Origin of the sequence: Aquitalea sp. ASV11 (assembly GCF_016429185.1) — a bacterium.
Lineage (GTDB): Bacteria > Pseudomonadota > Gammaproteobacteria > Burkholderiales > Chromobacteriaceae > Aquitalea > Aquitalea pelogenes.
Genome location: NZ_JAELUD010000001.1, coordinates 117,587 through 143,905, shown reverse-complemented (window position 1 = coordinate 143,905; position 26,319 = coordinate 117,587). Strand labels below are relative to the sequence as shown.

The 26,319-nt window shown below is 58.5% G+C and carries 26 protein-coding genes; 8 read left to right on the top strand and 18 right to left on the bottom strand.

Going from position 1 to position 26,319, the window contains the following annotated elements:
• Positions 1 to 18: 18 nt before the first annotated feature.
• From JHD62_RS00640 to fur, 3 genes are read right to left on the bottom strand one after another with little or no spacing between them, the layout of a single operon-like run.
• Positions 19 to 756 carry an arginyltransferase gene (locus tag JHD62_RS00640; protein WP_199101350.1) on the bottom strand — a complete coding sequence of 246 codons (738 nt, stop codon included), beginning with the start codon at positions 754 to 756 and terminating at the stop codon, positions 19 to 21.
• The gene (gene aat / locus JHD62_RS00635; RefSeq protein WP_199101349.1) at positions 743 to 1,444 is read right to left on the bottom strand and encodes a leucyl/phenylalanyl-tRNA--protein transferase; all 702 of its coding nucleotides are present in this window, start codon (positions 1,442 to 1,444) and stop codon (positions 743 to 745) included. The genes JHD62_RS00640 and aat overlap by 14 nt, the downstream gene beginning before the upstream one ends.
• Complete coding sequence (fur, locus tag JHD62_RS00630; RefSeq protein ID WP_199101348.1) at positions 1,444 to 1,878, bottom strand: ferric iron uptake transcriptional regulator; 435 nt, start codon at positions 1,876 to 1,878, stop codon at positions 1,444 to 1,446. Before fur ends, aat begins: the two co-directional genes overlap by 1 nt.
• 97 nt (positions 1,879 to 1,975) lie before the next feature.
• Between fur and JHD62_RS00625 the strand changes: the two genes are divergently transcribed.
• From JHD62_RS00625 to JHD62_RS00610, 4 genes are all read left to right on the top strand, one after another.
• Positions 1,976 to 2,362 carry an outer membrane protein assembly factor BamE gene (locus tag JHD62_RS00625; RefSeq protein WP_045847138.1) on the top strand — a complete coding sequence of 129 codons (387 nt, stop codon included), beginning with the start codon at positions 1,976 to 1,978 and terminating at the stop codon, positions 2,360 to 2,362.
• A complete protein-coding gene (dapB, locus tag JHD62_RS00620) occupies positions 2,359 to 3,165 on the top strand; it encodes a 4-hydroxy-tetrahydrodipicolinate reductase (RefSeq protein WP_062789062.1) in 807 nt (268 codons plus the stop codon). Before JHD62_RS00625 ends, dapB begins: the two co-directional genes overlap by 4 nt.
• A 64-nt stretch (positions 3,166 to 3,229) precedes the next feature.
• On the top strand, positions 3,230 to 4,198 hold the full coding sequence (locus tag JHD62_RS00615) for an iron ABC transporter permease (RefSeq protein WP_199101347.1): 969 nt from the start codon (positions 3,230 to 3,232) through the stop codon (positions 4,196 to 4,198).
• Positions 4,191 to 4,967, top strand: coding sequence for an ATP-binding cassette domain-containing protein (locus JHD62_RS00610; RefSeq protein ID WP_199101346.1), 777 nt, complete (start codon positions 4,191 to 4,193; stop codon positions 4,965 to 4,967). Before JHD62_RS00615 ends, JHD62_RS00610 begins: the two co-directional genes overlap by 8 nt.
• Positions 4,968 to 4,976: 9 nt before the next feature.
• Here JHD62_RS00610 and JHD62_RS00605 read toward each other — a convergent pair whose 3' ends face one another.
• The 6 genes from JHD62_RS00605 to JHD62_RS00580 all read right to left on the bottom strand — a co-directional run bounded on the left by JHD62_RS00605 (position 4,977) and on the right by JHD62_RS00580 (position 11,623).
• Positions 4,977 to 6,491 carry a SpoVR family protein gene (locus JHD62_RS00605; protein ID WP_199101345.1) on the bottom strand — a complete coding sequence of 505 codons (1,515 nt, stop codon included), beginning with the start codon at positions 6,489 to 6,491 and terminating at the stop codon, positions 4,977 to 4,979.
• Between the two features lie 32 nt (positions 6,492 to 6,523).
• Positions 6,524 to 7,798: a YeaH/YhbH family protein gene (locus JHD62_RS00600; protein ID WP_045847217.1), complete on the bottom strand. Its 1,275-nt coding sequence runs from the start codon at positions 7,796 to 7,798 to the stop codon at positions 6,524 to 6,526.
• Between the two features lie 144 nt (positions 7,799 to 7,942).
• A complete protein-coding gene (locus JHD62_RS00595) occupies positions 7,943 to 9,871 on the bottom strand; it encodes a PrkA family serine protein kinase (protein ID WP_199101344.1) in 1,929 nt (642 codons plus the stop codon).
• Between the two features lie 346 nt (positions 9,872 to 10,217).
• Positions 10,218 to 10,535, bottom strand: coding sequence for a PilZ domain-containing protein (locus JHD62_RS00590; protein WP_082086463.1), 318 nt, complete (start codon positions 10,533 to 10,535; stop codon positions 10,218 to 10,220).
• Complete coding sequence (locus JHD62_RS00585) at positions 10,522 to 11,079, bottom strand: NUDIX hydrolase (RefSeq protein WP_199101343.1); 558 nt, start codon at positions 11,077 to 11,079, stop codon at positions 10,522 to 10,524. Before JHD62_RS00585 ends, JHD62_RS00590 begins: the two co-directional genes overlap by 14 nt.
• Positions 11,066 to 11,623: a DUF2062 domain-containing protein gene (locus JHD62_RS00580; protein WP_199101342.1), complete on the bottom strand. Its 558-nt coding sequence runs from the start codon at positions 11,621 to 11,623 to the stop codon at positions 11,066 to 11,068. Before JHD62_RS00580 ends, JHD62_RS00585 begins: the two co-directional genes overlap by 14 nt.
• Positions 11,624 to 11,806: 183 nt before the next feature.
• Between JHD62_RS00580 and JHD62_RS00575 the strand changes: the two genes are divergently transcribed.
• On the top strand, positions 11,807 to 13,591 hold the full coding sequence (locus JHD62_RS00575; RefSeq protein ID WP_199101341.1) for an acyl-CoA dehydrogenase C-terminal domain-containing protein: 1,785 nt from the start codon (positions 11,807 to 11,809) through the stop codon (positions 13,589 to 13,591).
• A gap of 241 nt (positions 13,592 to 13,832) precedes the next feature.
• On the opposite strand, the gene aldA is transcribed toward JHD62_RS00575, so the two are convergent.
• The 7 genes from aldA to rhmD form a co-directional block, all read right to left on the bottom strand.
• The gene (gene aldA, locus JHD62_RS00570; protein WP_370541003.1) at positions 13,833 to 15,257 is read right to left on the bottom strand and encodes an aldehyde dehydrogenase; all 1,425 of its coding nucleotides are present in this window, start codon (positions 15,255 to 15,257) and stop codon (positions 13,833 to 13,835) included.
• Positions 15,258 to 15,338: 81 nt separating this feature from the next.
• On the bottom strand, positions 15,339 to 16,148 hold the full coding sequence (locus JHD62_RS00565) for an HpcH/HpaI aldolase/citrate lyase family protein (RefSeq protein WP_199101339.1): 810 nt from the start codon (positions 16,146 to 16,148) through the stop codon (positions 15,339 to 15,341).
• A gap of 9 nt (positions 16,149 to 16,157) precedes the next feature.
• On the bottom strand, positions 16,158 to 16,925 hold the full coding sequence (locus JHD62_RS00560; RefSeq protein WP_199101338.1) for an SDR family NAD(P)-dependent oxidoreductase: 768 nt from the start codon (positions 16,923 to 16,925) through the stop codon (positions 16,158 to 16,160).
• A gap of 119 nt (positions 16,926 to 17,044) precedes the next feature.
• Complete coding sequence (gene rhaT, locus JHD62_RS00555) at positions 17,045 to 18,103, bottom strand: L-rhamnose/proton symporter RhaT (protein ID WP_199101337.1); 1,059 nt, start codon at positions 18,101 to 18,103, stop codon at positions 17,045 to 17,047.
• 4 nt (positions 18,104 to 18,107) lie between these two features.
• The gene (locus JHD62_RS00550) at positions 18,108 to 19,007 is read right to left on the bottom strand and encodes an amidohydrolase (RefSeq protein ID WP_199101336.1); all 900 of its coding nucleotides are present in this window, start codon (positions 19,005 to 19,007) and stop codon (positions 18,108 to 18,110) included.
• Positions 18,995 to 19,354 carry an L-rhamnose mutarotase gene (locus tag JHD62_RS00545; protein ID WP_199101335.1) on the bottom strand — a complete coding sequence of 120 codons (360 nt, stop codon included), beginning with the start codon at positions 19,352 to 19,354 and terminating at the stop codon, positions 18,995 to 18,997. The genes JHD62_RS00550 and JHD62_RS00545 overlap by 13 nt, the downstream gene beginning before the upstream one ends.
• Position 19,355: 1 nt before the next feature.
• Complete coding sequence (rhmD, locus tag JHD62_RS00540) at positions 19,356 to 20,555, bottom strand: L-rhamnonate dehydratase (protein WP_199101334.1); 1,200 nt, start codon at positions 20,553 to 20,555, stop codon at positions 19,356 to 19,358.
• Between the two features lie 277 nt (positions 20,556 to 20,832).
• Between rhmD and JHD62_RS00535 the strand changes: the two genes are divergently transcribed.
• Positions 20,833 to 21,777: a LysR family transcriptional regulator gene (locus tag JHD62_RS00535; protein WP_370541002.1), complete on the top strand. Its 945-nt coding sequence runs from the start codon at positions 20,833 to 20,835 to the stop codon at positions 21,775 to 21,777.
• Between the two features lie 90 nt (positions 21,778 to 21,867).
• Here the strand turns inward: JHD62_RS00535 and JHD62_RS00530 are convergent, their stop codons facing one another.
• Entirely contained in the window at positions 21,868 to 22,545 is a 678-nt protein-coding gene (locus tag JHD62_RS00530) for a YecA family protein (RefSeq protein WP_199101332.1), read from the bottom strand.
• 96 nt (positions 22,546 to 22,641) lie between these two features.
• Positions 22,642 to 24,330 carry an AMP-binding protein gene (locus tag JHD62_RS00525; protein WP_199101331.1) on the bottom strand — a complete coding sequence of 563 codons (1,689 nt, stop codon included), beginning with the start codon at positions 24,328 to 24,330 and terminating at the stop codon, positions 22,642 to 22,644.
• 194 nt (positions 24,331 to 24,524) lie between these two features.
• Here JHD62_RS00525 and JHD62_RS00520 point away from each other — a divergent pair, with 194 nt between their 5' ends.
• A complete protein-coding gene (locus JHD62_RS00520) occupies positions 24,525 to 24,929 on the top strand; it encodes a MerR family DNA-binding transcriptional regulator (protein WP_045847119.1) in 405 nt (134 codons plus the stop codon).
• 139 nt (positions 24,930 to 25,068) lie between these two features.
• Entirely contained in the window at positions 25,069 to 26,238 is a 1,170-nt protein-coding gene (locus JHD62_RS00515; protein WP_199101330.1) for an isovaleryl-CoA dehydrogenase, read from the top strand.
• The last annotated feature ends 81 nt before the right edge of the window (positions 26,239 to 26,319 follow it).

The window sequence follows — 26,319 nt, the reverse complement described above, 5'->3', positions numbered from 1 at the left end:
GTTTTTGTTTCAGCCCGCTCAAGCAGCATCTGGCTGCTGCATCGGTATCCAGCGGCCATCACGCAATTGCTCCAGCGGCCGGTACTGGGATTTGTAAGCCATCTTGCGGCACTCCCCTATCCAGTAGCCCAAATACAAATATGGCAAACCCCATGCCCGGGCAAGCTCTACCTGCCACATCACATTGAATACACCGTAGCTTGCCCTGGCATCTTCCGGCTCATAAAAAGTGTAGACCGCAGACAGCCCATCCCCCAGCCGATCAATCAGGCTGACCATCTTCAATGCGCCGTCCAGACGAAACTCCGCCAGCATGCTGTCCACCCCGCTCTTGAGAATGAACTCCGAATATTGCTGGACATTGTCTTCAGCCATGCCGCCACCGGCATGGCGGAATTGCTGGTAACGGTGATAGAGCTGGTAGTGGTCGTCACGGTATTCCAGCGGCAACAGGCTGACATCCATGGCCTGCAAGCGCTGCCAGCTACGGCGCTGACTGCGGTTTGGGCTGAAGTCCGCCACCGGCAAACGCACCGGCACACAAGACTGGCAGCTGTCACAATACGGACGATAGGTATACAGGCCACTGCGGCGAAAACCCAGTTTTACCAACTGGCTGTATACCGCCGCATCAATGGCTTCAGCAGGAATAGCCACCTGCGAACGCGCTTGTCGTCCGTCCAGGTAGCTACAGGGATAAGGTGCGGTGGCATAGAAATGAATGGCAACCGCTTGCGGGTGATCACGATGGCTCATTGTCGAAACGATAGGTCCACATGCCGTCCGCCTGGGGCTCAAGCGTACTTTGCTTCAGCTTAGCAAGAAATTTCGCTCTTGGAATCAGCATTGCGCCCAGGCTTTCCAGATGCGGGGTGTGCATCTGGCAATCGATCATCTCCACCCCGTGACGCGCCAGGTGACGTGCCATGTGGACGAAAGCAATTTTGGAAGCATCGGTACGGTGCGAAAACATCGACTCACCGTAAAACATCCGCCCCAGCCCCACACCATACAAACCGCCGGCCAGCTCACCATCCATCCACACTTCAAAGGAATGGGCGGCACCCAGTGCATGCAACCGGCAATAGGCATCCACCATGGGCGGGATGATCCAGGTGCCAGCAGCACCCTCGCGTGGCGCAGCACAGGCTTCAATCACTTGCCGGAAAGCCGTATTGATGGTGACGCGGTAGGGACGGTTGCGCAGCACTTTGTCCAGTGAACGCCGGACATGCAGTCGCTCGGGAAACAGAACCATGCGGCGGGAAGGCGACCACCACAGGATGGGTTCTCCCTCGGAGAACCAGGGGAAGATGCCCAGTGAGTAGCCCAGTAGCAGCCGCGCGGGAGACAAATCGCCTCCTGCGGCCAACAGGCCATCCGGCTCGGCCAGTGCAGTGCGAACCGGGGGGAACGCCAGTTCTTGGCCAAGCCAGGGAATCATTACTTGTTTTTGGCGCCGGATTTACCCTGGCAATCGACACATTCGCCGTACAGGTACAGGGCGTGTTCGGCGATGCGGAAGCCATGTTGCTCGGCAATGCGATCCTGCAGCGCTTCGATTTCCGGGTCGAAGAACTCCATCACGCTGCCGCACTTCACGCACACCATGTGGTCGTGATGGCCGCCCTGGTTCAGTTCGTAAACCGCCTTGCCGGACTCGAAATGGTGGCGTACCAGGATACCGGCCTGTTCAAACTGCGTCAGGACACGGTAAATGGTGGCCAGGCCGATATCGATGTTTTCGGCCAGCAGTTTGCGATAGACATCCTCGGCAGACATGTGGCGGTCATCGCTCAGCTCGAACAGGTCGAGAATTTTCAGACGTGGGCCGGTAGCCTTCAGGCCGATATCTTTAAGGTGACTGGCTTTGCTCATCGTGATATAAATTGGGTCGATTTTTGAAGCATGATAAAGCCTTTTTGCGGCTTTGCCTAACATCGCCTTTAAATAATACTCAGCTCATCGGAGTCTCATGCGCGCCCTGATCATTGCTGCCATCCTTGCCCTCGCTGGCTGCACCTCCATGAATCCCCTTCACTGGATCAGCCCTTACAAAATGGAAATCCAGCAGGGCAACTATGTCACGGAAGATGCCGTGGCAAAACTCAAGCCAGGCATGACCCGCTCGCAGGTACGTTTCCTGCTGGGCACGCCTCTGCTCAGCGACCCTTTCCACAGCAACCGCTGGGACTATCCTTACCAGGATACCAAGCAAGGCACACTGGTGGACAAGAAGCTGCTGACCGTGTTCTTTGAAGGCGACACCATGGTACGGGTAGAAGGCACGGCACAACCGGCCGAGCGCGCCGTACTGCCGCCTGATGCTTCCGCTCCCGCCCAGGAAACCGTAAAACAATGAGTGAATTGAATATCGTCATTGTCGGCGCAGCCGGCCGCATGGGCCGTACGCTGATCGAATCCGTCCTTGCCACGCCCGGTGCCCGTCTGCATGCCGCCATTGACCGTGCCGGTTCCGACTTCATCGGTCAGGATGCCGGCCTGTTCATCGGCCAGCAGACCGGCGTGAAGATTGCCAGCGATTTTGCCGCCGCCCTGTCCGGTGCCGATGTGGTAATCGACTTTACCCGTCCGGAAGCCACGCTGGACTACCTGCAACACTGCCAGCAGCACGGCGTGCAAATGATTATTGGCACCACTGGTTTTGACGATGCCGGCAAGGCTGCCATCAAGGCTGCCAGCGAAAAGATCGGCATCGTGTTTGCCTCTAACTTCAGTGTCGGGGTCAACCTGACATTCAAGCTGCTGGACATGGCAGCCCGTGTGCTGAACGAAGGCTACGACATCGAAATTACCGAAGCTCACCATCGCTTCAAGGTGGATGCCCCGTCTGGCACCGCCCTGCGCATGGGCGAGGTGATTGCCGACGCACTGGGCCGTGACCTGAAGCAATGCGCAGTCTATGGCCGTGAAGGCGTCACCGGCGAGCGCGACCCCAACACCATCGGCTTTGCCACCGTGCGGGCTGGCGATGTAGTGGGCGATCACACCGTGCTGTTTGCCGCGCTGGGCGAACGCGTGGAAATCACCCACAAGGCCTCCAGCCGCGCCACCTTTGCCAATGGTGCGGTACGCGCGGCCAAGTGGCTGTCGGAAAAGCCGTCCGGCCTGTTCGACATGCAAGACGTACTGGGTCTGCGTTAAGCCCCGCCAGAAGCCTGCCTTGTACGGCAGGCTTCGCTCCCCACGGCCTTCCCTTCCCTTGCCGATGTCACGCACCCTGCATGTTTGCCTGCCCCTGCTTGCTGCCTTGCTGCTGACCGGGCTGGGCAGCTTGCTGCACGATAGTGGCGTCAGTCTGCACGTCTTGTTGCACCCTTCCTCCCTGCCCGCGCTGGAAAGCCAGTTACTGTGGCAATTACGACTGCCACGCCTGTTGATGGCCGCCTGCAGTGGCATGCTGCTGGGCTGTGCCGGCAGTGCGGTGCAAGCCCGTTTTTGCAATCCACTTGCAGAGCCCGGCTTGCTGGGCATTTACAGTGGCGCCGCCCTGGCCGCAGCGCTGGCACTCAGCCTGCATGCCGGGCTGATGGCTGTATCACTGGCGGGTTTTGCTGGCAGCGTACTGGCATTGAGCTTGCTGCGCGCGCTGGCAGGCCAGGCCAGCGGTTCCCGTTTGCTGCTGGCTGGCGTTGCCATCAGCACCTTGCTGGCCAGCCTGCTGACCTTGCTGATTACCACGCTGCCTGATGGTGCCCTGCGCAGTGTCACTTTCTGGCTGATGGGCAGCTATGCCGGTGCACAATGGCAGCAGGTAGGCTTGATGCTGCTGGCCACCCCGCTGGTCTGGCTGGGCCTGTTCCGTCATTGGCACTTGCTCAATGCCCTGCAACTGGGCGAAGCGGCGGCGTTTCATCTTGGCTTTGATGTACGGCGTGGAAGCTGGCTGATCGTGTTGCTGGCCTCCATGGCCGCAGGTGTGGTGGTGGCCAGCTGCGGCATGATCGGTTTTGTCGGCCTGCTGGCGCCGCATCTGGCGCGATTGCTGCTGGGCAGCGATGCACGACGGCTGCTGTTGGCAGCGCCCTTGTTTGGTGCCTGGCTGACGGTGGGTGCCGACTGGCTGGCGCGCAGCCTGCTGGCGCCGGCGGAGTTGCCGGTTGGCGTGATTACCAGCCTGCTGGGCGCGCCATTCTTTCTGTGGCTGCTGCGTCACGCCAAGGACGAACATGCTTGAACTGCAAGAGGTCAGCCTGAAGCTGGGCAGCAAAACCGTTATTCGCCAGGTGTCACTCCAGGCGCAGCCGGGTGAGTTGTGCGTGATTCTTGGCCCCAATGGGGCAGGAAAAAGCTCGCTGTTGCAGCTGATGTCCGGCTATCGCCAACCGGACGACGGACAGGTATGGCTGGCCGGCAAGCCACTGACTGGTCAAGGTGCGGCCAGTCTGGCCTTGCAGCGTGCGGTAGTGGAGCAGCACCCGGCCCTGCCTGCGGGCTGGCGGGTGTCCGAACTGATTGCCACCGGGGCGTATCAGGCCCCTGCCCCGGTTGGGGACAGCACATGGCAACAGGCAGTGGCCTTGAGTGATACCGGCATGCTGCTGGAACGCACGCTGGGCAGCCTGTCCGGTGGCGAAGCCCAGCGGGTGCACCTGGCACGCGCGCTGCTGCAATTACTGGTTTCTTCCAGTCCCGAACGCTATTTATTGCTGGATGAAGCCACTTCGGCACTCGACTTTGCCATTGCCGATGCCATGGTGGCACGGCTGCACCATATCGCCTGCAGTCTGGGAATAGGCATTGTGGCGGTGATGCATGACCTGAACCTGGCCGTGCGCCATGCCGACCGGGTCTTGCTGCTACGTGATGGCTGCGCCGTGGCCTGCGGCAAGACGGCAGAGGTGATGCACAAGCAGCAGCTGGAAGCCATTTACGGTGTTGCGCTGGCAGAATTGACAAGCCCGGACGCACAGGTCCGGGCCTTTGTACCGCACACTGGCAGCTGAACACTGCGGCTACAGGCGTTGCAGCTCCAGATTGGATTTCACTTCAAAGCGCTGGGTAATGCTGCCATCGCTGTCTGCGCTTTCCAGCCGCACATCAAAGCCCCACAAGCGCCCTACGTGCTTGAGCACTTCCTGCGCACTGCCTTCGTCCAGCGGACGGCGATTGTGCATGGTGTGGCGCAGGGTGAGGCTGCGATCCCCGCGTACATTCACCGACCACACCTGGATATTCGGCTCGCGCGAACCCAGATTGTATTGCTCGGCCAGCTTGCTGCGGATGTCGCGGTAGCCGTTTTCATCATGAATGGCCGACACTTCCAGCTTGTCCTCATGGTCGTCATCACGAATGGCAAACAGGCGGAATTCGCGGATCAGCTTGGGTGACAGGTACTGCGAGATGAAGCTCTCGTCCTTGAAGTTCTTCATGGCGAATTCCAGCGATGCACGCCAGTCTGTACCGGCCAGGTCCGGGAACCAGGCCTTGTCTTCCTCGGTGGGGTTCTCGCAAATGCGCTTGATGTCCTGATACATGGCAAAACCCAGCGCATACGGGTTGATGCCGTTATACCAGCGCGCAGTCACCGGTGGCTGGTACACCACATTGGTGTGACTTTGCAGAAACTCCATCATGAAACCATCGGTCACCAGCCCTTTCTCGTAGAGGCGGTTGAGTATGGTGTAGTGCCAGAAGGTGGCCCAGCCCTCGTTCATGACCTGGGTCTGGCGTTGCGGGTAGAAATACTGGGCGACCTTGCGCACGATGCGCACCAGCTCGCGCTGCCATGGCTCCAGCAGCGGCGCGGATTTTTCGATGAAGTACAGCAGGTTTTCCTGCGGCTCAGCCGGAAAACGCGGTGGTTCACGGCTGGCGTCATCCCGGTCACGGCGCGGAATGGTGCGCCACAGGTCGTTCACCTGCATTTGCAGATACTGTTCGCGCTCTTCCTGCCGCGCCTGTTCTTCGGCCAGCGACAGTTTTTGTGGCCGCTTGTAGCGGTCCACGCCGTAGTTCATCAGCGCATGGCAGGAATCCAGCAGCTCTTCCACCGCATCAATGCCATAGCGCTCTTCGCATTTGCTGATGTAGGACTTGGCAAACACCAGATAGTCGACAATTGCCGAAGCATCGGTCCAGGCGCGGAACAGGTAATTACCCTTGAAGAAGCTGTTGTGCCCATAGGCAGCGTGGGCAATCACCAGCGCCTGCATGGTCATGGAGTTCTCTTCCATCAGGTAGGCAATGCAGGGGCTGGAGTTGATGACGATCTCGTAAGCCAGGCCCATCTGTCCGCGCTTGTAGCTTTTTTCGGTGGAAACGAAATGCTTGCCGAAGCTCCAGTGGTGATAATTCACCGGCATGCCTACGGAGGAATAGGCATCCATCATCTGCTCGGCCGTAATCACCTCCAGCTGGTTGGGATAGACATCCAGCTTGAATTCATCCACCGCAATCTTGCGGATTTCGCGGTCGTACTCGTCAATCAGGTCGAAGGTCCATTCGGACCCGGTGGAAATGGGTGTCATGCTGTTTTCCCCTTGGCTGACAGCCCTTGCGCTCAAGCGCGCGTGGCTGGCTGGCGTTTGAACAGCTCCCGGAAAACCGGATAAATGTCGGAGGCCGAGCGGATTTTCTGCATGGCAAAGTGACGCTGACGCTCCTTGACCTTGAGGTACTCGTACCACAGGTTCTGCGGCTCCCCTTCGGTGATTTCGATGTAGGCGAAATACTGGCAGTAAGGCAGCAGTTGTTCTTCCATGATGCGACCGCAATTGGCCGAATCACTGTCCCAGTTGTCGCCGTCGGATGCCTGGGCGGCGTAGATGTTCCACTCGCTGCTGCTGTAGCGTTTCTTGACGATGTCCGCCATCAGGTTGAGCGCGGAGGACACCACGGTGCCGCCGCTTTCGCGCGAATGGAAAAAGTCCTCTTCATTCACTTCCACCGCACTGGTGTGGTGACGGATGAACACCACTTCGATCTTGTCGTAGTTACGCTGCAAGAACAGGTACAGCAGGATGAAAAAGCGCTTGGCCATATCCTTCTTCTGCTCGTCCATGGAGCCGGACACATCCATGATGCAGAACATCACCGCCTGGCTGGTGGGCTTGGGCTGCTGGATGCGGTTGTTGTAACGCAGGTCGAAGGGGTCGATGAAGGGAATGCTGCCCAGCTTCTCGCGCAACAGATGGATGCGCTTGCGTTGCTCACGCACTTCCTGGGTGCTTTCATCGTCCGATTCCAGCAGCGCGTCCAGATCCTCCTCGGCCTCACCAAGCCGGGCCAGCGTTGGCGCAGCCATGGCCACCCGCCGCGCCAGCGCACCGCGCAAGGAACGCACGATGCTGATATTGGCCGGCGTGCCGTCATTGGTGTAACCGGCGCGCACCTGCTTGAGTTCTTCCACCCCCATCAGCTGGGTCTTGATCAGATTGGGCAACGCCAGGTCATCAAAGAACACATTGAGAAATTCTTCGCGTGACAGCTCGAAGACAAAATCGTCCTCACCCTCGCCATCCTGGCTGGCCTTGCCACCACCTCCACCCCCTCCTCCGCCTTGCGGACGGGCAATGCGGTCACCACGGATGAATTCCTCATTGCCCGGATGCACCTGTTCGCGCACCCCGCCCTGGCCATGATGGAATACCGGCTCGGATATATCCTTGACCGGAATGGACACCTTCTCACCACTCTCGATATCGGTGATGCTGCGTCCCTTTACCGCACGGGAGACGGCTTCCTTGATTTGCGCCTTGAAGCGGCGCAAGAAGCGCTCGCGGTTGACCGCGGACTTGTTCTTGCCGTTCAGGCGTCTGTCTATGATGTGGGACATGGCAACCTCGCTGTTGTCTCCTGCGGCCTGACGGGGCATCCCTGCACACCTGCGCCAAGCCATGCCGGACCTGTCAATTAAGACAGGCCGGGCCAGAATTGGTGCCGCCATGCCGGGCGCACGCACCCGGCAAGCACGGCTTGGTCAGGAGGACTTGCGTACCCGCAGATACCATTCGCACAACAGGCGTACCTGCTTGGCGGTATAGCCCTTTTCCACCATGCGGTTGACGAAGTCTTCGTGCTTCTTGGCATCTTCCACGCTGGCCTTGGCATTGAAGGAAATCACCGGCAGCAGCTCTTCGGTATTGGAGAACATCTTCTTCTCGATCACCGTGCGCAGCTTTTCGTAGCTGGTCCAGGTCGGGTTCTTGCCGCCGTTATTGGCCCGCGCCCGCAGCACGAAGTTGACGATTTCGTTGCGGAAGTCCTTGGGATTGGAAATTCCGGCCGGTTTTTCGATTTTCTCCAGTTCGCCATTGAGCGAGGTACGGTCGAAGATTTCGCCGGTGTCCTGATCGCGGTATTCCTGGTCCTGAATCCAGTAGTCGGCGAAGGTGACATAGCGGTCGAAAATGTTCTGCCCGTATTCCGAGTAGCTTTCCAGATAAGCAGTCTGGATTTCCTTGCCGATGAACTCGACATACTTCGGTGCCAGATACTCTTTCAGGAATGTCAGGTACTTTTGTTCCTGCTCAGCCGGGAACTGCTCACGCTCAACCTGCTGCTCCAGCACATACAACAGATGCACCGGGTTGGCGGCTACTTCCTGATTATCAAAGTTGAACACCTTGGACAGGATCTTGTAGGCAAAGCGGGTGGAAAGCCCGTTCATACCCTCGTCCACCCCGGCATAGTCGCGGTATTCCTGCAGCGACTTGGCCTTGGGGTCGGTGTCTTTCAGGTTGTCGCCGTCGTACACCTGCATCTTGCTGAACAAGCTGGAGTTTTCCGGCTCTTTCAGGCGCGACAGGATGGCAAACTGGGCCATCATTTTCAGCGTTCCCGGTGCGCATGGCGCATTGCCCAGGGAAGAGTTGCGGATCAGCTTGTCGTAGATCTTGATCTCTTCGGTCACGCGCAGGCAGTACGGCACCTTGACGATGTAAATACGGTCGAGGAAGGCCTCGTTGTTCTTGTTGTTGCGGAACTGTTTCCACTCCGACTCATTGGAGTGGGCCAGCACGATGCCATCGAACGGAATGGCACCAAAGCCTTCGGTTCCCTTGAAGTTGCTTTCCTGGGTAGCCGTCAGCAGCGGGTGCAGCACCTTGATGGGGGCCTTGAACATTTCCACGAATTCCAGCAAACCCTGGTTGGCCAGGCACAGGCCACCGGAGTAGCTGTAGGCATCCGGATCGTCCTGGGCATATTTTTCCAGCTTGCGGATATCCACCTTGCCCACCAGCGAGCTGATGTCCTGGTTGTTTTCATCGCCCGGTTCGGTCTTGGCCACGGCAATCTGGCGCAGCACCGAGGGATAGCGTTTCACCACCTTGAACTGGCCGATATCACCATTGAACTCGTGCAGCCGTTTCACCGCCCATGGGCTGGGGATGGTTTTCAGGTAACGGCGCGGAATGCCGAATTCTTCTTCCAGTATGGCACCGTCTTCTTCCACGTTGAACAGGCCCAGCGGCGACTCGTTCAGCGGGCTGCCCTTCAGGCAGTAGAACGGCACTTGCTCCATCAGCTCTTTCAGCTTTTCGGCAATGGAAGACTTGCCGCCACCCACCGGCCCCAGCAGGTAGAGAATCTGTTTCTTCTCTTCCAGCCCCTGGGCGGCATGGCGGAAATAGGCCACCACCTGCTCGATCACCTCTTCGGTGCCGTAAAACTCACGGAAGGCAGGGTAAACCTTGATGACCTTGTTGGAGAAAATACGCGACAAACGCTGGTCGTGGCGGGTATCCACCAGCTCCGGTTCGCCAATGGCCGCCAGCATGCGTTCGGAGGCGGTGGCATAGGCAGAGGAATCACGCTTGCAGATTTCCAGATACTCCTGGATGGTGTATTCCTCTTCACGGGTTTTGTCGTAACGGGAGGCGTAGTGGCTCAAGATATCCGGGTGCATGGCTCTCTCCTGGCTGGTTGCAGAGGTCCACACGGTGTGCGTGATGCACCCGCCGTCCCCTTGCAAAATTTAGAGTACTGACTGGCTTTCAGATTCTCTTTTTTTGGGTATAGCACATGCAGGGAAGAGCAAGAGCAAAAGCAACAAAACAATTGAAAACACTAAAAAATCTAGATAAGTGTCTGAATTAGATAGAGAATTTTCTTAGTATGACTAAAGAAAAAACCTGGAAAATGAGTTTGCCATTGGCATGGCGAATTTTTTATCTTTTAAAATCAAAGACATAAAAAACCCCGACTAAAAGTACTGGGGTTTTTATAGATGTATCAATTTGTAAGCAGCTGTTTCAGCTTTTGCGCTGGATGATGCGCGTGCCAATTTCATAGACCTGGCCACGCTTCACCTCGTTGCAGCGCCTGACTTCCACTTCCGCAGCCAGCGGCTTGCCCGGCAAACCACCCACGGCAGGGGCCAGCACAATCACCGACAGGCGTTCGCCATGCTGGGGGACGTAGGAGCAACGAAAGGCCATGCCGTCCACTGAAAGATCAACACACTCGCCATAATGTGTTTCACCGGTGTGCAGCGACTTGATGCGTGCCTTGCAGCCCATCTGCAAGCGGCGCGCACCGCGCCGTTCGTGGTAGGGGTCAAACGGCGGCACCAGGCAATCTCCCGTCCAGATGGGCAGCCAGCCAATGCAGGCCGACAATGGACTTGCTGTCGCAGATTTCCCCGCTCAGCGCCATTTGCATCACCTGCTCCAGCGGCAGGGTGAAGACTTCCAGAAACTCGCCTTCATCCAGTTCGCGCTCACCCAGTTCCAGATCCTCGGCCAGGTAGTAGCTGATCTGCTCGTTGGAATAACCGATACAGGGATACGCCGTGCCCAGATGCAGCCAGCGCCCGGCGCGATAACCGGTTTCTTCCAGCAACTCGCGTCTGGCGGTCAGCGCCGGGGCTTCGTCGGGGTCTATCTTGCCAGCCGGAATTTCCACAAACTCGCGACCGGCGGGATAACGGTACTGGCGCTCCAGTACCAGCTGACGGTCGGCCGTGAGAGCCAGAATGGCTACCGCACCGGGGTGCAGAATATACTCGCGGCTGGCCTCGGCGCCATCGGGCAGCAATACCTTGTCCTTGTGTACCTGCAGAAAACCCCCTTCGTACACCAATGCGGTTTGCAATTGCTTTTCAACAAGATCCACGTGCTGCCTTTCTTTTCTTCCAGTTACGCACTACCGTCCAGCGCCAGCCCAGCATCACCAGCACATAGCCAGACACCGACAACAGCAGCCCCAGGACCATCAAGCCCAACAACAAAGGCCAGCCCAGCAGTAACAGCCAGTCAAGCAACTGGCGGCTCCATTGCCACAGGGTCTGGTTCTCCCAGAGTGGAGGCTGGCTCATTGTACCTGCTGCGGGGTCCCCCAGTAACAGCAGTCCGCAGGAATAAGCCAGAAAATAAAGTGGCAGGATGGTGAGCGGGTTGCTGTACAGCGTTGCCAGCAGGGCAGCCGGCACATTCACTTTCAGGCAGAACGCCAACAGCAAGGTGGACAGCCGCTTGGGTGGGCCGGGGAGCAAACCGGTGCATAGCCCCAGTGCAACACCGCGCGCTACTTTGCGCCGGTTCAATGCCCAGTAGGCCGGCTGGTCCAGTAATGGCCCCAGCCAGCGCAGCAAGGGGCGCTGCAACAGGTGGTGACGCCCCTTGCTGACACGTTGCAGCAGTTTTCGCAAAGCGGACATGAAGATGATGCTTCCCGTTGTCGTAATGCCACACCAGCAGCAGCCTGCCGCTAAAAGATGTTGTCAAAGCCGGCGGAATAATTTAAACAAGCGTTTGAATTAATCGCATGCAATCAAACCGCCTTGCGTTCACGGCTATTCGACCCGGAAAACCCGGGCAGCGCAACCTACAGGAGAAACACCATGCCCGCATACAAAGCACCATTGCGCGACTTTGACTTCGTACTGAACGAACTGATCAAGGTGCAGGACATCATCCCGCAGCTGCCCGGCTACGAAGAAGCCACCCAGGACATTTTCACTTCCTATCTGGAAGCTGCCGCCCAGTTCTGTGAAAGCGAGCTGGCCCCCTTGAACCGCCAGGCCGATGAAGAAGGCTGCCAGTTCGACCCCAGCACCAAGGCCGTCACCACCCCGCCGGGCTTCAAGGAAGCCTACAAGCAATATTGCGAGCTGGGCTTTCCGGCGCTGGACTGTGACCCGGCCTATGGCGGCCAGGGCATGCCCAAATCACTGGCTTTCCCGGTGATGGAAATGCAGTGTTCGTCCAATGTGGCTTGGTCGATGTATCCGGGTCTGTCGCACGGCGCCTATGCCGCCATTCACGCCCACGGCAGTGATGAACAGAAAGCCACTTACCTGCCACGACTGGTGGATGGCAGCTGGACCGGCACCATGTGCCTGACCGAGCCGCACTGCGGCACCGACCTGGGCTTGCTGAAAACCCGTGCCGAGCCCAATGCCGATGGCAGCTATCGCATTACCGGCACCAAGATTTTCATTTCGGCTGGCGAGCACGACATGTCCGACAACATCATCCACCTGGTGCTGGCCCGCTTGCCGGATGCGCCGAAGGATGTGAAGGGCATTTCGCTGTTCATCGTGCCCAAATTCCTGGCAGATGGCCGCCGCAACACCGTGGCCTGCGGCAGTCTGGAACACAAGATGGGCATCAAGGCCAATGCCACGGCGGTGATCAATCTGGATGAGGCACAGGGCTGGCTGATTGGCGAGGCCAACAAGGGCCTGGCCTGCATGTTCACCATGATGAACGCCGCTCGCCTGGGTTGCGGCATGCAGGGCCTGGGCATTGGCGAAGCGTCCTTCCAGGGCGCACTGGCTTATGCACGAGAACGCCTGCAAATGCGTGCGCTGACCGGTGCCAAATGCCCGGACAAGGCAGCAGACCCCATCATCGTGCATCCGGATGTGCGGCGCATGCTGCTGACCCAGAAAGCCTATACCGAAGCCGGCCGCGCATTGACCGCCTTGCTGGCCTTGCAACTGGATATCGAAGACAAGCATCCGGATGCCGCACAGCGGCAGGATGCGGCAGACCTGGTGGCCCTGCTCACCCCGGTGGCCAAGGCCTTCATGACCGACAATGGTTTTGAGGCGGCCAATATGGGCATGCAGGTATTTGGTGGCCACGGCTTCATCCGCGAATGGGGCATGGAGCAACTGGTGCGCGACAGCCGCATCTCGCAAATCTACGAAGGCACCAACGGCATCCAGGCCATCGACCTGCTGGGCCGCAAGGTATTGCTGGATCAAGGCCAGAAACTGCGCAAGTTCACCAAGCAAATTCACCAGTTCTGCCAGGCCAATGAAGGCAATGACAAGCTGGCCGACTACATTGCCCCGCTGTCCAAATTGATGAAGGACGTGGGCGAAGTGACCATGGGCGTGGGCATGGCCAGCTTGCAGAACAAGGACGAAGCCGGTGCCGCGGCCACCGACTACCTGCGCCTGATCGGCCATCTGACCTATGCCTGGTTGTGGGCGCGCATGGCTGAAGTGGCACATGCCAGCCTGGGCAAGGGCGATGATGCCTTCTACCAGGCCAAGATTGCCACCGGTCGCTTCTACATGGCCAAACTCTTCCCCGAAGTGCATACCTTGCTGGCGCGCATCAAGAGTGGTGCTGCACCGCTGATGTCGCTGGACGAAGAACACTTCGCTTTCTGATTGATTGCTGGCTCTACCCTTTGCACGGCCCTGCGGGGCCGTTTTTTTTGCCCGACTGCCGCCAAGTGGCTGTCGGAAAACAAAAAAAAGCCCGGACAACCCGGGCTTATGAATAAAGGAATGAAAAAAAGAGAGCTCGTACTCTCGGTTTCATTCTAATCAAAACCGTCACGCACTGTCATGCTTTTTGCATGACAGCACGGGCAAGCAAGTACTCATGCCCAGCAGAAACCAATGCAACTCAAGCCTGCAAATACACCACATGACTATGCGTGTACTCGTACAGGCCATGCTTGCCGTCAGCCCCACCGATGCCGGATTTGCGCACTCCGGCATGAAAACCTTGCATCGCTTCAAAGTTTTCCCGGTTGATGTAAGTTTCGCCAAAGTCCAGTTCACGCATTGCCTGCATCGCCTTGGCCAGATCGCGGGTATACACGGATGAAGTCAAGCCGTACTCGGAATCATTGGCCAGGGGAATGGCCTCCTCCATGCTGTCCACCACCTGTATGGGCAATACCGGGCCGAATATCTCTTGCTGCATGACCTCCATCTGCCCATGGCAGCCGGCCAGCACCGTTGGCTGGAAATGGAATCCGGCACCCAGATCCGCCACCTGGCCACCGGTAATCAGCTGCGCCCCCTCCTGCACCGCCTGCGCCACTTTTGCCTGCACCCTTTCCAGTGCCTGACGGTTGATCAGCGGCCCCATGTCGATATCCGCCACCGCCAGCGGGTCGCCATAGCGGGTTGCCGCCATCGCGCTGGCCACCTTGTCGATGAAAGCATCCGCCACCTTACGCTCGACATAGACCCGTTCGGCACAGTTGCACACCTGACCGGTATTGATGATGCGAGAAGCGTGAATGGCCCTCGCCGCCAGATCGAGGTCGGCATCAGCCAGTACGATGGCAGGTGCCTTGCCGCCCAGCTCCAGATTCAGTTTGGTGATATGCGGGGCTGCCGCTGCCGCAATGCGCGCGCCGGTTGCCACACTGCCGGTAAAGCTGATCATGTCGACGTCCGCGCTGCCAGCCATGTCAGCTCCGGTCGCCCCCCGGCCATACAGCACATTGAACACCCCGGCCGGCAAGCCTGACTGCGCTACCAACTGGCTGAACAGATGGCAGTTGATCGGCGTTTCCTCGCTGGGCTTGATCACGATGGTATTGCCGGTCAGCAAGGCCGGAGCCATCTTGCGGGCAATCAGAAAGAAAGGAAAATTCCAGGGCAGGATGCCGGCCACCACGCCCAGCGGTTTGCGCAGCAGGAATATCTGCTCGCCGGCCCTGTCGCTGCTGATGACTTCTCCTTCGATGCGTCTGGCCCATTCGGCCATGTAGTCCAGGTAATCGGCCGTAAAGCCCACTTCAACCTTGGCCAGCGCCAGGGTTTTGCCTTGTTCTGCGCTAATGGTACGGGCCAGTACATCCACTTGCTGACGAACAAGGGCGGCAATACTGCGCAGATAAGCTGCACGCTCGATAGCCGGTCGCGCAACCCAGTCACGCTGAGCAGCACGGGCAGCACTCAGGGCATCAGCCACCTGCTGCGTGGAGGCCTGCGGAGAATGGGCCAGCATCTGGCCATTGGCCGGATTACTCACCACATGGTGATCGGCCCCTTCGATAAAACGGCCATTGATGTAATGACGCAATTGCTGAATTTCAGACATCGGAATGCTCCTGAAAAATCATGTTGCCATGCTGGGCGCACATCACCAGCATGGGCTCTTGCCGGGGGATGGTTAATAGCCCTGCTTGCTGGTGACAGATAAAGAAGAAGCACGGAAACGTGCCAGGCTGGCCAATGCCGCCTGACGCAGCAGCGGGATATCAATACTGATGGCAATAAAGCTGCAACCCCACTCGGCATAGCGGCGGGCATCCTGCTCATTGGGTGCCAGAATGCCGCAGGCCTTGCCCTGCGCCAGGCAGCTGTCAATGACGTGGCGGATGCTGTGCTGGACGTCGGCATGGCTGGCATTGCCGGCGTGGCCCATACTGGTGGATAAGTCGGCCGGGCCGATAAAAATGGCATCCACCCCTTCCACAGCAGCGATCTGCGCCGCGTTTTCCACCCCGAGTGAAGATTCGATCTGCACCACGAGGCACAGCGCCTGATCGGCCTGCGCTATGTAATCCGCCACTGCATCCCAGCGGGTGGCGCGGATCAGTCCCCCACCGACACCACGTATCCCCGCTGGCGGGTAACGCATGGCCCGCACCAGCGCTGCGGCCTGTGCTGCGCTCTCCACCATCGGCACCATCAGGGTTTGCGCACCGATATCCAGCACCTGCTTGATCAATGCCGGGTCGCCATGCGGAATGCGCACCACCGGATTGACAGGATAGGCCGCCAGCGCCTGTAGCTGTCCCAACAGCGTGGGCACGGTATTGGGGGCGTGTTCGCCATCGAGCAGAATCCAGTCATGGCCGGTGGTCGCCAGGATTTCCGCGTTATAGGCGGAAGCCATGCCAGCCCAGATACCGTACCGGGGTGATATTGATGACCTCTGCTGCAAGGCAGATTTGAAATGATTGTCTGGCAGCTGCATGGACAACTCCTATTGCAAATTGACATACATACCGCCATCCACCAGCAGGCTGGCCCCGGTGACATAACGCGCCAGGTCTGAGACCAGGAACACCGCCGGGCCGACCAGATCCTCCGGCTGCCCCAGCCGCCCCAGCGGGATGCGGTTTTGCATGTAGTTGCGCTTATGCGGGTCGGCCAGGTCCTCCCGGTTGATGTCGGTTTCTATGGTGCCCGGCAGCAAGGCATTGCAGCGGATGCCAAACGGTCCCAAGGCAATGGCGCAGGACTGCATCAGCGACAGCAAACCGGCCTTGGTGGGGGTGTAGTGGGTTTGCATGCCACCGCCCACCAAGGCACTGATGGAACTGACGGCAATGATGGCACCGCCCTCGCCCTGCTGCTGCATCTGCCTTGCGGCCGCCTGTACCGCAAAATAGGCACCGTTGAGATTGGTATTCACCGTGCGGTAATACGTCTCGTGCGGCATGTCCAGAAAGGCATGGAAAGGACAGATGCCTGCATTGCTGATGAAGACATCCACTCCGCCCAAGTGCTCCACGGCCATGGCAATCAGCGCGGCACCGGTGTCCGGGTCGCCGATATCACCCGCCTGATCGGCCACTTTGCGCCCCAGGACCTCAATCTGGTGACGCAGGGTCAGGATGTCATCCGCACTGCTGCGGCCACTGTGGCCCAGCATCACATCCGCCCCATGGCGGGCACAGCCCAGTGCAATGGCCCGCCCTATGCCACGGGACGCCCCGGTAATCACCACTCGCTTACCTGCTAACAACATCGCTTTGTCTCCTCAGGAATACCGGCGATACAAGCCCGATGTGCTACAGCAAACCCTTGATCCCATGCCCACCACCGCAGGCCGGGACCAAGGACAAATCCCGTCTTTGCCAGCCGTGCTTAATGGACTGCACTACCAAAACCCACCATGCCGATGGCGGCAATAATGACCACAATGCCCAGCAACAGGACGCGGCGTGTTTGCGGCGCAGTGCCGCGCCATTCACCCAGGCAGACACCCCACAGATTGGAAATCAGGATGATGAAAGACATGTGCAGCACCCAGGAGCTGGTGGGGTTATGCAAGCGGCTTTCGCCCATGCCGTAGAAGAAGAACTGCAGATACCACAGCAAGCCGCCCAGCGCGCACAGCAGGTAATTGCGCAGCAAGGGAGTATTGCGATTGACGAACTCGCCCAGACTGCGACGGCGCAAGGACAGGTGCAGACACCACAACGCATTGGTGGTAAGGCCACCGAGCATGATGACGGCAAAGGTCAGATTGTTCATGAACAGGGAATTGGCACCGTGCGCTACCGCGGCCAAGGCCAGTGGTTTGCCCGCATTGATGCCATAGCTGAAGCAGGCACTCAGGCAACCGGACACCAGCGCAACCGCGATGCCCTTTTTCATGTTGAATTCCTGAACCGCACTTTGCTTGGTTGCCAGATCGACTTCGCGCTCCTTGCGCATGCCGGCCACCCCGCACAACACGATGCCGATCAGCGAGCCCAGCACGCCCAGCAACACCATCTGCCCACCGCTGCTGAGCAGCATCTGGCTCAGGCGCAAACCATCCTCGCGGCCAAACAGATCATTGAACAGCGGCGGCATCAGGGCACCCAGAGCGGATGTCAGGCCCATGATGATGGACATGCCCAGCGACAGGCCGATATAGCGCATGGCCAGGCCAAAGGTGAGGCCACCGATGCCCCATAACACGCCGAAGAAATAGGTCCAGCCCAGCGTCCCGCTGTCTGCCGCCTCAAGGATGGAAGCAAAACCCGGAATGGTCAGGGCAATGGCCAGCCACGGGGCAATCAGCCAGGAAAACAAGCCACCCAGCAGCCAGAAGTTTTCCCAGGACCACAGCCGCACGCTGCGATACGGCAGATAAAAACTGGCGGACGAAAACGAGCCGATGAAATGAAACAACAGGCCCAGCAGAATGATGGCCATCTGGCTAGTCTCCCAATTGGTAAAAACGCCAGGCGTTGTCGGCAAACATGGCACGACGCTCATGTGCCGCTGCCTGCGCCAGCAAATTGTCATAGGCCTGCCACAGCCTGCGGTAGGAGGTGTACAGGCTGCACACCGGGAAATTGGAAGCAAACATGCAGCGTGCGCTGCCGAAGGCGTCGATGGCCTCGTACACCAGCGGCCGCAGACTGTCCTCGGTCCAGTGGTGGTCGAGCATGCCGAAACCACTCAGCTTAACCTGCACATTCGGGCAGGCTGCCAAGGCCCGCATGCCATCCCGCCACGCGCGCCAGCCGGCAGGGGCATGGCGATCCACATACATGCCGGTATGGTTCAGCGCAAAGCGCACCGCCGGATAACGCCTGGCCAGCGCAGCAGCTTCCTGCATTTGTGAGGGGTATATTTGCAATTCGAAGATCAGGCCGTGGCGTTCCAGCAAGGCCATCCCGCACTGCCATTGCGCCTCGCGCATGTAGTGGCGGCCCACGTAGTCGAACTGTGGGTCGGCATGCACGTTGAGAATCTGCCGCACGCCACGTACGCGGGTGGAAGCTGCCAGTTGCCGGGCAAGCTGATCTGCCACCTGAGGGTTGGCCAGATCGAGAAAAGGCAGCAAAGCAACTGGCAAGGTATCGCCAGACAAGTCGAGCATGTGTTCCAGTTGACGGGTTTCCTCCAGTGCATCCGTCGCATTGGCTTCGATATGCACCACGCCCACCAGCTCGATATCGGCCTGCTCAGCCAGCTGTCTCAAGTCCGGCAACAGGAAGTCACGTGCCAGCGCGGCGTAATCACCCAGCAGATTGGGCTTGCGCCGGGTCAGCCAGGGGTACTGCCCTCCCCCCAACCACCAGAAATGGCAATGGGCGTCTACGATGCGCATGACAGCCCCTCCCCCGTACTCAGCACAAACATGCTGCGCAAGCCTACCTGTACCGGCGAAAGGTCTGGCTGGGTCACCATGATGTCGGCCATATAGGCCCACCATTGCTGCATCACCGGCAGGCTGGGCAGTTCAGCCAGCCGGTCGGGCTGCCGGCAATACAGCACGGCAAACAAGGCGTCGTCCTTGTCATCATGAAAAATGCGGTACTCGACAATGCCGGCATCCAGCAGCGCGCTGCGCAGTTCCGGCCAGATGGCGGCATGGCGCCGTTGATATTCCTCGGCTTGCCCCGGAAACAACTGCATGCGGAAAGCCAGGGTGCAAAGTGTTTGTCCATGCGTCATCTCAGCCTCCCGGAGTGTGCAGGTAGGGGCGATGCAAGGTGCAGGCGGGATTAAGCTCCACGCCGAAACCGGGACGGTCCAGCCGCGATACCGGCATGCGGCCGTTTTCCGGCACTGGCTCGTGCAATAGCTGTGGACTGAACATCGGCACCACCTGATCGGCCTGCGGTGCCATCATCAGGAATTCGGCAAACGGGCTGTTGTGACGGGTGGCGACAAAGTGATAGCTGTACACGCTGGAGCCATGCGGAATCACCAGCGCCTGATGCGCATCGGCCAATGCCGAGATTTTCAGCAGTTCGGTAATGCCGCCACACCAGCCGACATCGGGCTGGATGATGTCGCAGCAGCCCATTTCCAGCAGCATGCGAAAACCCCAGCGCGTGGCCTCGTGCTCGCCGGTGGTACACAACATGCCCAGCGGCAGTTGCTGCCGCAAGGCGGCATAGCCCCAGTAGTCGTCCGGCGGCAGTGCTTCTTCTATCCATTTCAGGCCAAACGCCGCAGCCTCCTGTGCCAGACGGGTGGCGTAATTCAGGTCCAGGCTCATCCAGCAGTCGATCATCAGCCAAAAGTCCGGGCCTACCCGCTCGCGCATGCTGGCCAGCAAGGCCAGGTTTTTTTGCAGGCCGTCCTCCCCCTCCGCCGGCCCGTGGTGCAGCGGCATTTTCCCGCCGATGAATCCCATTTCACGGGCCAGGTCTGGCCGTGCACCTGTGGCATAAAACTGCAGCTCGTCCCGCACCGCACCGCCCAGCAACTGGTACACCGGCTCCTGCCGCACCTTGCCCAGCAAATCCCACAAGGCCAGATCCACCCCGGAGATGGCATTGAGCACCAGGCCCTTGCGTCCGTAAAACAGGGTGCCGTGATACATCTGGTCCCAGATGCGCTCGATATCGCAGACTTTGGCCCCTTCCACGAAACGCACCAGATGGCGCTCGACGATGAAAGCTGCCGGTTCGCCGCCGGTGGTCACGGCAAAACCGACATTGCCGGCGCTATCCTCAACTTCCACCACCAGCGTGCCCAGCACATTGATGCCAAAGCTGCGTCGGCTTTGCCGGTAGGCCGGGTATTTGGACATCGGCGTGGCGATGTGGTCGTCTATCCAGTGGCCATCGGCCTGATCGTGATAATCCGCACCACCCCCTCGCAAGGTAAAGGCACGGACGTGTTTGATGACTGGCATTTGCTTCATGGTGAACTGCTCCGACGTTGAATATCCGAATCCAAGCTGATCAGAAAAAAATCAATATCCGGGATGAATTTACTGGAATGACTTGCGAAATTAATCACAGCCAATAATAAAAACCGACATAAGAATATTCACCCCCTTCAATCAGGAATTATCCTTATTTTCTTTGGTAAATATCAGGCCTTTGATGACACTCAGAAAATAAGCGGCAGCAGCAAAACTACGACATACTCGAAGAACCATCCAATTACATTTAATTAACTGGCAATACCTTCTGCTTATGGATAAAACTGCCATGCTGCCAGCAACACAGTACCGTCATTTACTGCAACGCCTACGTTACAAGCATTTGCAAATGTTGGTGTTATTGGGGAATAACCAGAATATGAAACGCACGGCGGAAGGCATGTATATGTCGCAACCAGCGGCCAGCCGCATGTTGCAGGAAATCGAGGATATGTTTGACTGCCGGCTGTTCGAGCGTCTGCCACATGGCATGCTGCCTACCGCACTGGGCATGGAGCTGGTCAAATTTGCCACCCGTAGCCTGCATCATCTGGAAGGCTGTATGGAGACGCTGGCACTGCAGAAGAAAGAAGGCTTTGGCTACTTGTCAGTGGGTGCCATCATGGGTGCGGCACCCGAGCGGGTCATGGCGGCAATTGCACGTTTGAAACAGGAAAGGCCCCGGCTGTGCATCCGCGTGATGGGAGACACCAGCGACGAAGTGGTGAACTTGCTGGAACAAGGACGTATCGACCTGGCCATTGCCCGGCGCAGCCCGAAAACCGAAGATGCGGCTTTTGATTTTTGGCCAATGGGTAATGAAGTATTGCGACTGGTGGTGGCTAAACACCATAGTTTATTGCAACAGCAACATATCGAATTGCCGGTATTACTACGAAACTGGCCATGGATATTACAAGCGCCCAGCAGCCCGGCACGCATGGCATTGGAGCAATATCTGCTGCACGCCGCACTGCCCTTGCCCGGTAATATCATCGAGAGCAATTCGGTTTACTCCATGCTGCAACTGATTCAACGCACCAATGCGGTGATGCTGTTAGCGGAATCTGCCATGTCAGACTATCTGGAGATGGGCATCGTGCAGATATTGCCAATCAAGGTAGACATACCACTCCCTCCTTTTGGCATCTTGACGCGCAAGCATGAACCACTTAGTGCCGAACAACAGGATTTCATTTCATACCTGCATCAATCCTGAACCATGACCACCACATGGCAGTAAAAGAAAAAGCCTCCGCATGGAGGCTTTCAGGTATGGCATGCACCAGCCCGCAGACCGGCAGAAAACTCAGTTGCTGCCGCAGCAGGCCTTGTACTTCTTGCCGCTGCCGCAAGGGCAAGGGTCGTTGCGGCCCACCTTTTCGCCTTCACGGCGAACAGTGGCCGGAGCCTGTGCCTTGGCGCGCCAGTAGTTGAATACGGCAATCAGTGCCTCAGGAAGTTGTTCCTTGCAGTCTTCCTTTTCCTCGTCGGTAAAAGTGACCAGGTCTTCGCCGTCTTCTTCCTCGAACATGCCGCCCAGCACCAGAATCGGCATCAGCAGGTCTTCGAAGCCTTCATCGTCCGCCGCTTCGAACCAGTCGGTATCCACCACGTCCAGTGCGTAGAGATAGGCATTGCACCACGGCCAGTAGTCGGCTTCATCGTCTTCGCTATCACTGTCATCGTCGGCGTAGAGGATCAGGTCCAGCTCGCGGCCATCGGCCAGCACATGGGCGGTGACATCAAACAGCTTTTGCAGCAGGGCTTCCAGCTCCGCCTGTTCTTCGGCATTTTCAAAAGCCGGGGCATCGCCCAATACTTCGGACAGCCACATGCTACGGTCGGCGGCATCCGGTCCGCTGGCCAGCGCGGCAAAGAAGCCTTGTACTTCGTCCGGGCGCATGGTGCTGCCACTGATCGACAGGGGCGTCAGCAACTGTTCCAGCCGGGCCAGATCGGCGTCATTGAATACGATATCAGTCATGGTGCGCTCCTAGCGGTCAGATTGAATGGGCGCATTGTAGCGAAAAAAGCCCCGGCTCGCCGGGGCCTGTGCATACAAAGTTTGATCCACCTGCGTTTATGCGGTCTGACTGTCGTTCAGCCCCAGTTTTTCCTTCATTTGCTGGCGCATGACGAATTTCTGGATCTTGCCGGTAATGGTCATGGGAAAGCTGTCGACAAACTCGATGTAGCGCGGAATCTTGTAATGGGCGATCTGGCCCTGGCAGAAGGCGCGCATGTCGTCGATGCTGGCGGTTTCGCCATCGCGCAGCTTGATCCAGGCGCACAGTTCCTCGCCAAAGCGGTCGTCCGGCACGCCAATCACCTGCACTTCCTGAATCTTGGGATGACGGTAGAAGAACTCCTCCACCTCACGCGGGTAGATGTTTTCGCCGCCGCGAATCACCATGTCCTTGACCCGGCCCACGATATTCACATAACCCTCGGCATCCATCACCGCCAGATCACCGCTGTGCATCCAGCCGGACCGGTCGATGGAGTCGGCGGTTTTCTGCGGGTCGTCCCAGTAGCCCAGCATCACCGAATAGCCACGGGTCAACAGCTCGCCGGTTTCGCCATGCGGCACGATGTGGCCATCGTTATCGACAATCTTGACCTCCACATGCGGATGCACCTGCCCGACGGTGGACACGCGCTTGTCCAGCGGGGTGTCGGCACTGCTCTGGAAACTGAGCGGGCTGGTTTCCGTCATGCCGTAGCCAATGGTGACTTGCGACATGTGCATCAGGGTGGTGACGCGCTTCATCACCTCGATGGGACAAGGGCTGCCGGCCATCACTCCCGTGCGCAGGCTGGACAGGTCGAATTGCGCGAACTGCGGGTGGTCCAGCAAGCCGATGAACATGGTGGGCACCCCATGCAGCGCGGTACAGCGTTCTTCCTGCACGGTTTGCAGCACGCTGAGTGCATCAAAACTTTCCGCCGGGAACACCATGCATGCCCCATGCGTGAGGCAGGTAAGCGTGCCCAGCACCATGCCGAAACAGTGGTAGAGCGGCACCGGGATGCACAACCGGTCGGCCGGGCTGAAGCCCATGGCCTGTCCGGTAAAGAAGGCGTTATTGAGAATATTGTGATGCGACAGCGTGGCGCCCTTGGGGCTGCCGGTGGTGCCGGAGGTGAACTGGATGTTGATGGCATCATCGAATTGCAGGCGATCACCCAACTGCTGCAAAGCCATCCGCTCGGCTGGGGTCGGTTCTGACAACAATTCGGCCATACCCAACATGCCCGGCGTGGCCTGCTGTCCCATGCGGATCACCCATTCCAGCTTGGGCATGCGGGCGGCCTTGAGTTGACCAGGCTGGCTGCCTGCCAATTCAGGCAGCAAGTCTTGCAGCATCTCGATGTAATTGCTGCTCTTGAAGCTGGGCGAAGCAATCAATGCACGGCAACCTACCTTGTTGATGGCGTATTCCAGCTCGGCACGGCGGTAAGCCGGGTTGATATTCACCAGCACCAGCCCGGCCTTGGCGGTGGCAAACTGCGTCAGCACCCATTCGGCGTTGTTTTGCGACCAGATGCCGATGCGCTCGCCCGGTTCAAGGCCAAGACGCATCAGGCTGCACGCCATCCGGTCCACTTGCTCCTGTAACTGGGCATAGCTCCAGCGTATGCCTTGCTGGCGTACTACCAGGGCGTCCCGCTGGGCGTGGTGCTGGCAGGCTTGGTCAAACATCTGGCCGATGGTCTTGCCAATCAGTGGCTGCTGCTTGGCTCCGTGCACGTAGCTGGCGTGCTGCATTGTGTGTCTCCTTGTTGTGGTCTCTTTATCCGGATGCGTCGTTTCCCTTGCGACGGCAGCCACGCTGCATGGCGCGGCCCATTTTTCTGGCATTAATCCCACAAGTTGACGATTACGTAAACGTAATACGTCTATCATGATGAGAAGCCGTGGGAAAAACGCTACAATCCGTATAAATACTGAAAGCAGATACCATGACAGAACAGGAAGTCTTCACCATTTCGGATCTGGCGCGTGATTTTGACGTCACACTGCGCACCATCCGCTTTTACGAGGAACAAGGGCTGATCGAGCCGCAACGCGATGGCCGCCAGCGCGTGTTCACCCGCCGCGACCGCGCCCGCCTGCGGCTTATCCTGCGTGGCAAGCGCATTGGCCTGTCCTTGTCGGAAATACGCGAAATCATTGATCTGTATGATCTGGCCCGCGATGAAGCCAGCCAGTCGCTCAAGTTGCTGCATTTGCTGGTGGCCAGGCGCGAGCAGCTGGAAGAACAGCGGCGTGACATCGACGTGGTGCTGGCGGAAATCGACGCGCTGGAAAAACACTGCCGTGGCGTGATCGACCAGATGACCACCAAGGCCGACAACCCCGCCTGAACACCTGCCCTCGTGCAGGTTTTTTTACCACACCATATTGACGCTTACGTAAACGTAATTCAATATTCAAAGCAGTAACGCGACCATCACAATAGCCCGTCAGGCACCGCCGCCACGACCGGCACCGAGGAGAAACACCATGTACAGCAGCCTGCGTTTTGACCACGGCGACACTTACGACATGTTGCGCCAGAGCGTGAAGGATTTTGCCGACGCCGAAATCGCCCCGCGCGCCGCCGATATCGACCGTGACAACCTGTTTCCGGCCGACCTGTGGCGCAAGTTTGGTGACCTGGGCTTGCTGGGCATCACCGCCGAAGAAGAATACGGTGGCGCCAATATGGGTTATCTGGCCCACATGATCGTGATGGAAGAAATCAGCCGTGCCTCGGCCTCAGTCGCCCTGTCCTACGGCGCGCACTCCAATCTGTGCGTCAACCAGATCCGCAAGAACGGCAGCGCCGAACAGAAAGCCCGCTACCTGCCCAAGCTGATTTCCGGCGAACACGTGGGCGCGCTGGCCATGTCCGAACCCAATGCCGGTTCCGATGTAGTCAGCATGAAGCTGCGCGCCGATAAAAAAGGCGACCGTTATGTACTGAACGGTAGCAAGATGTGGATTACCAACGGCGGCGATGCCGACACCCTGGTGGTGTATGCCAAGACCGACATCAATGCCGGCCCCAGAGGCATCACCGCCTTTATCGTGGAAAAGGGCTTTGCCGGTTTCTCGCACGGCAGCAAGCTGGACAAGCTGGGCATGCGCGGTTCCAACACCTATCCGCTGTTCTTCGACAACTGTGAAATCCCGGCCGAGAATGTACTGGGCGGCGAAGGCAATGGCGTGAAAGTGCTGATGAGCGGGCTGGACTACGAACGCGCCGTGTTGTCGGCAGGTCCGCTGGGCATCATGCAGGCCTGCATGGACATCGTCGTCCCCTATCTGAATGACCGCAAACAGTTTGGCCAGGCCATTGGCGACTTCCAGCTGATGCAGGGCAAGCTGGCCGACATGTACGTCAAGCTGTCCGCCAGCCGTGCTTATGTCTATGCCGTCGGCCAGGCGCTGGACCGTGGCGATACCGGCCGCCAGACCCGCAAGGACGCTGCCGGGGCCATTCTGTACGCCGCCGAAAACGCCACCCAGATGGCGCTGGATGCCATCCAGTGCCTGGGCGGCAACGGCTATATCAATGAGTACGCCACCGGCCGCCTGCTGCGCGATGCCAAGCTGTATGAAATCGGCGCGGGTACCAGTGAAATCCGCCGCTGGCTGATTGGCCGCGAACTGATGGCCGAGACACGCTAAGAGCCGGATAAAACGCCTGATGCCGCGTTGCGCCGCCTGGCCGTACCCAATGTACTGTCTGCGGCGGCGCACCTTGCCTCA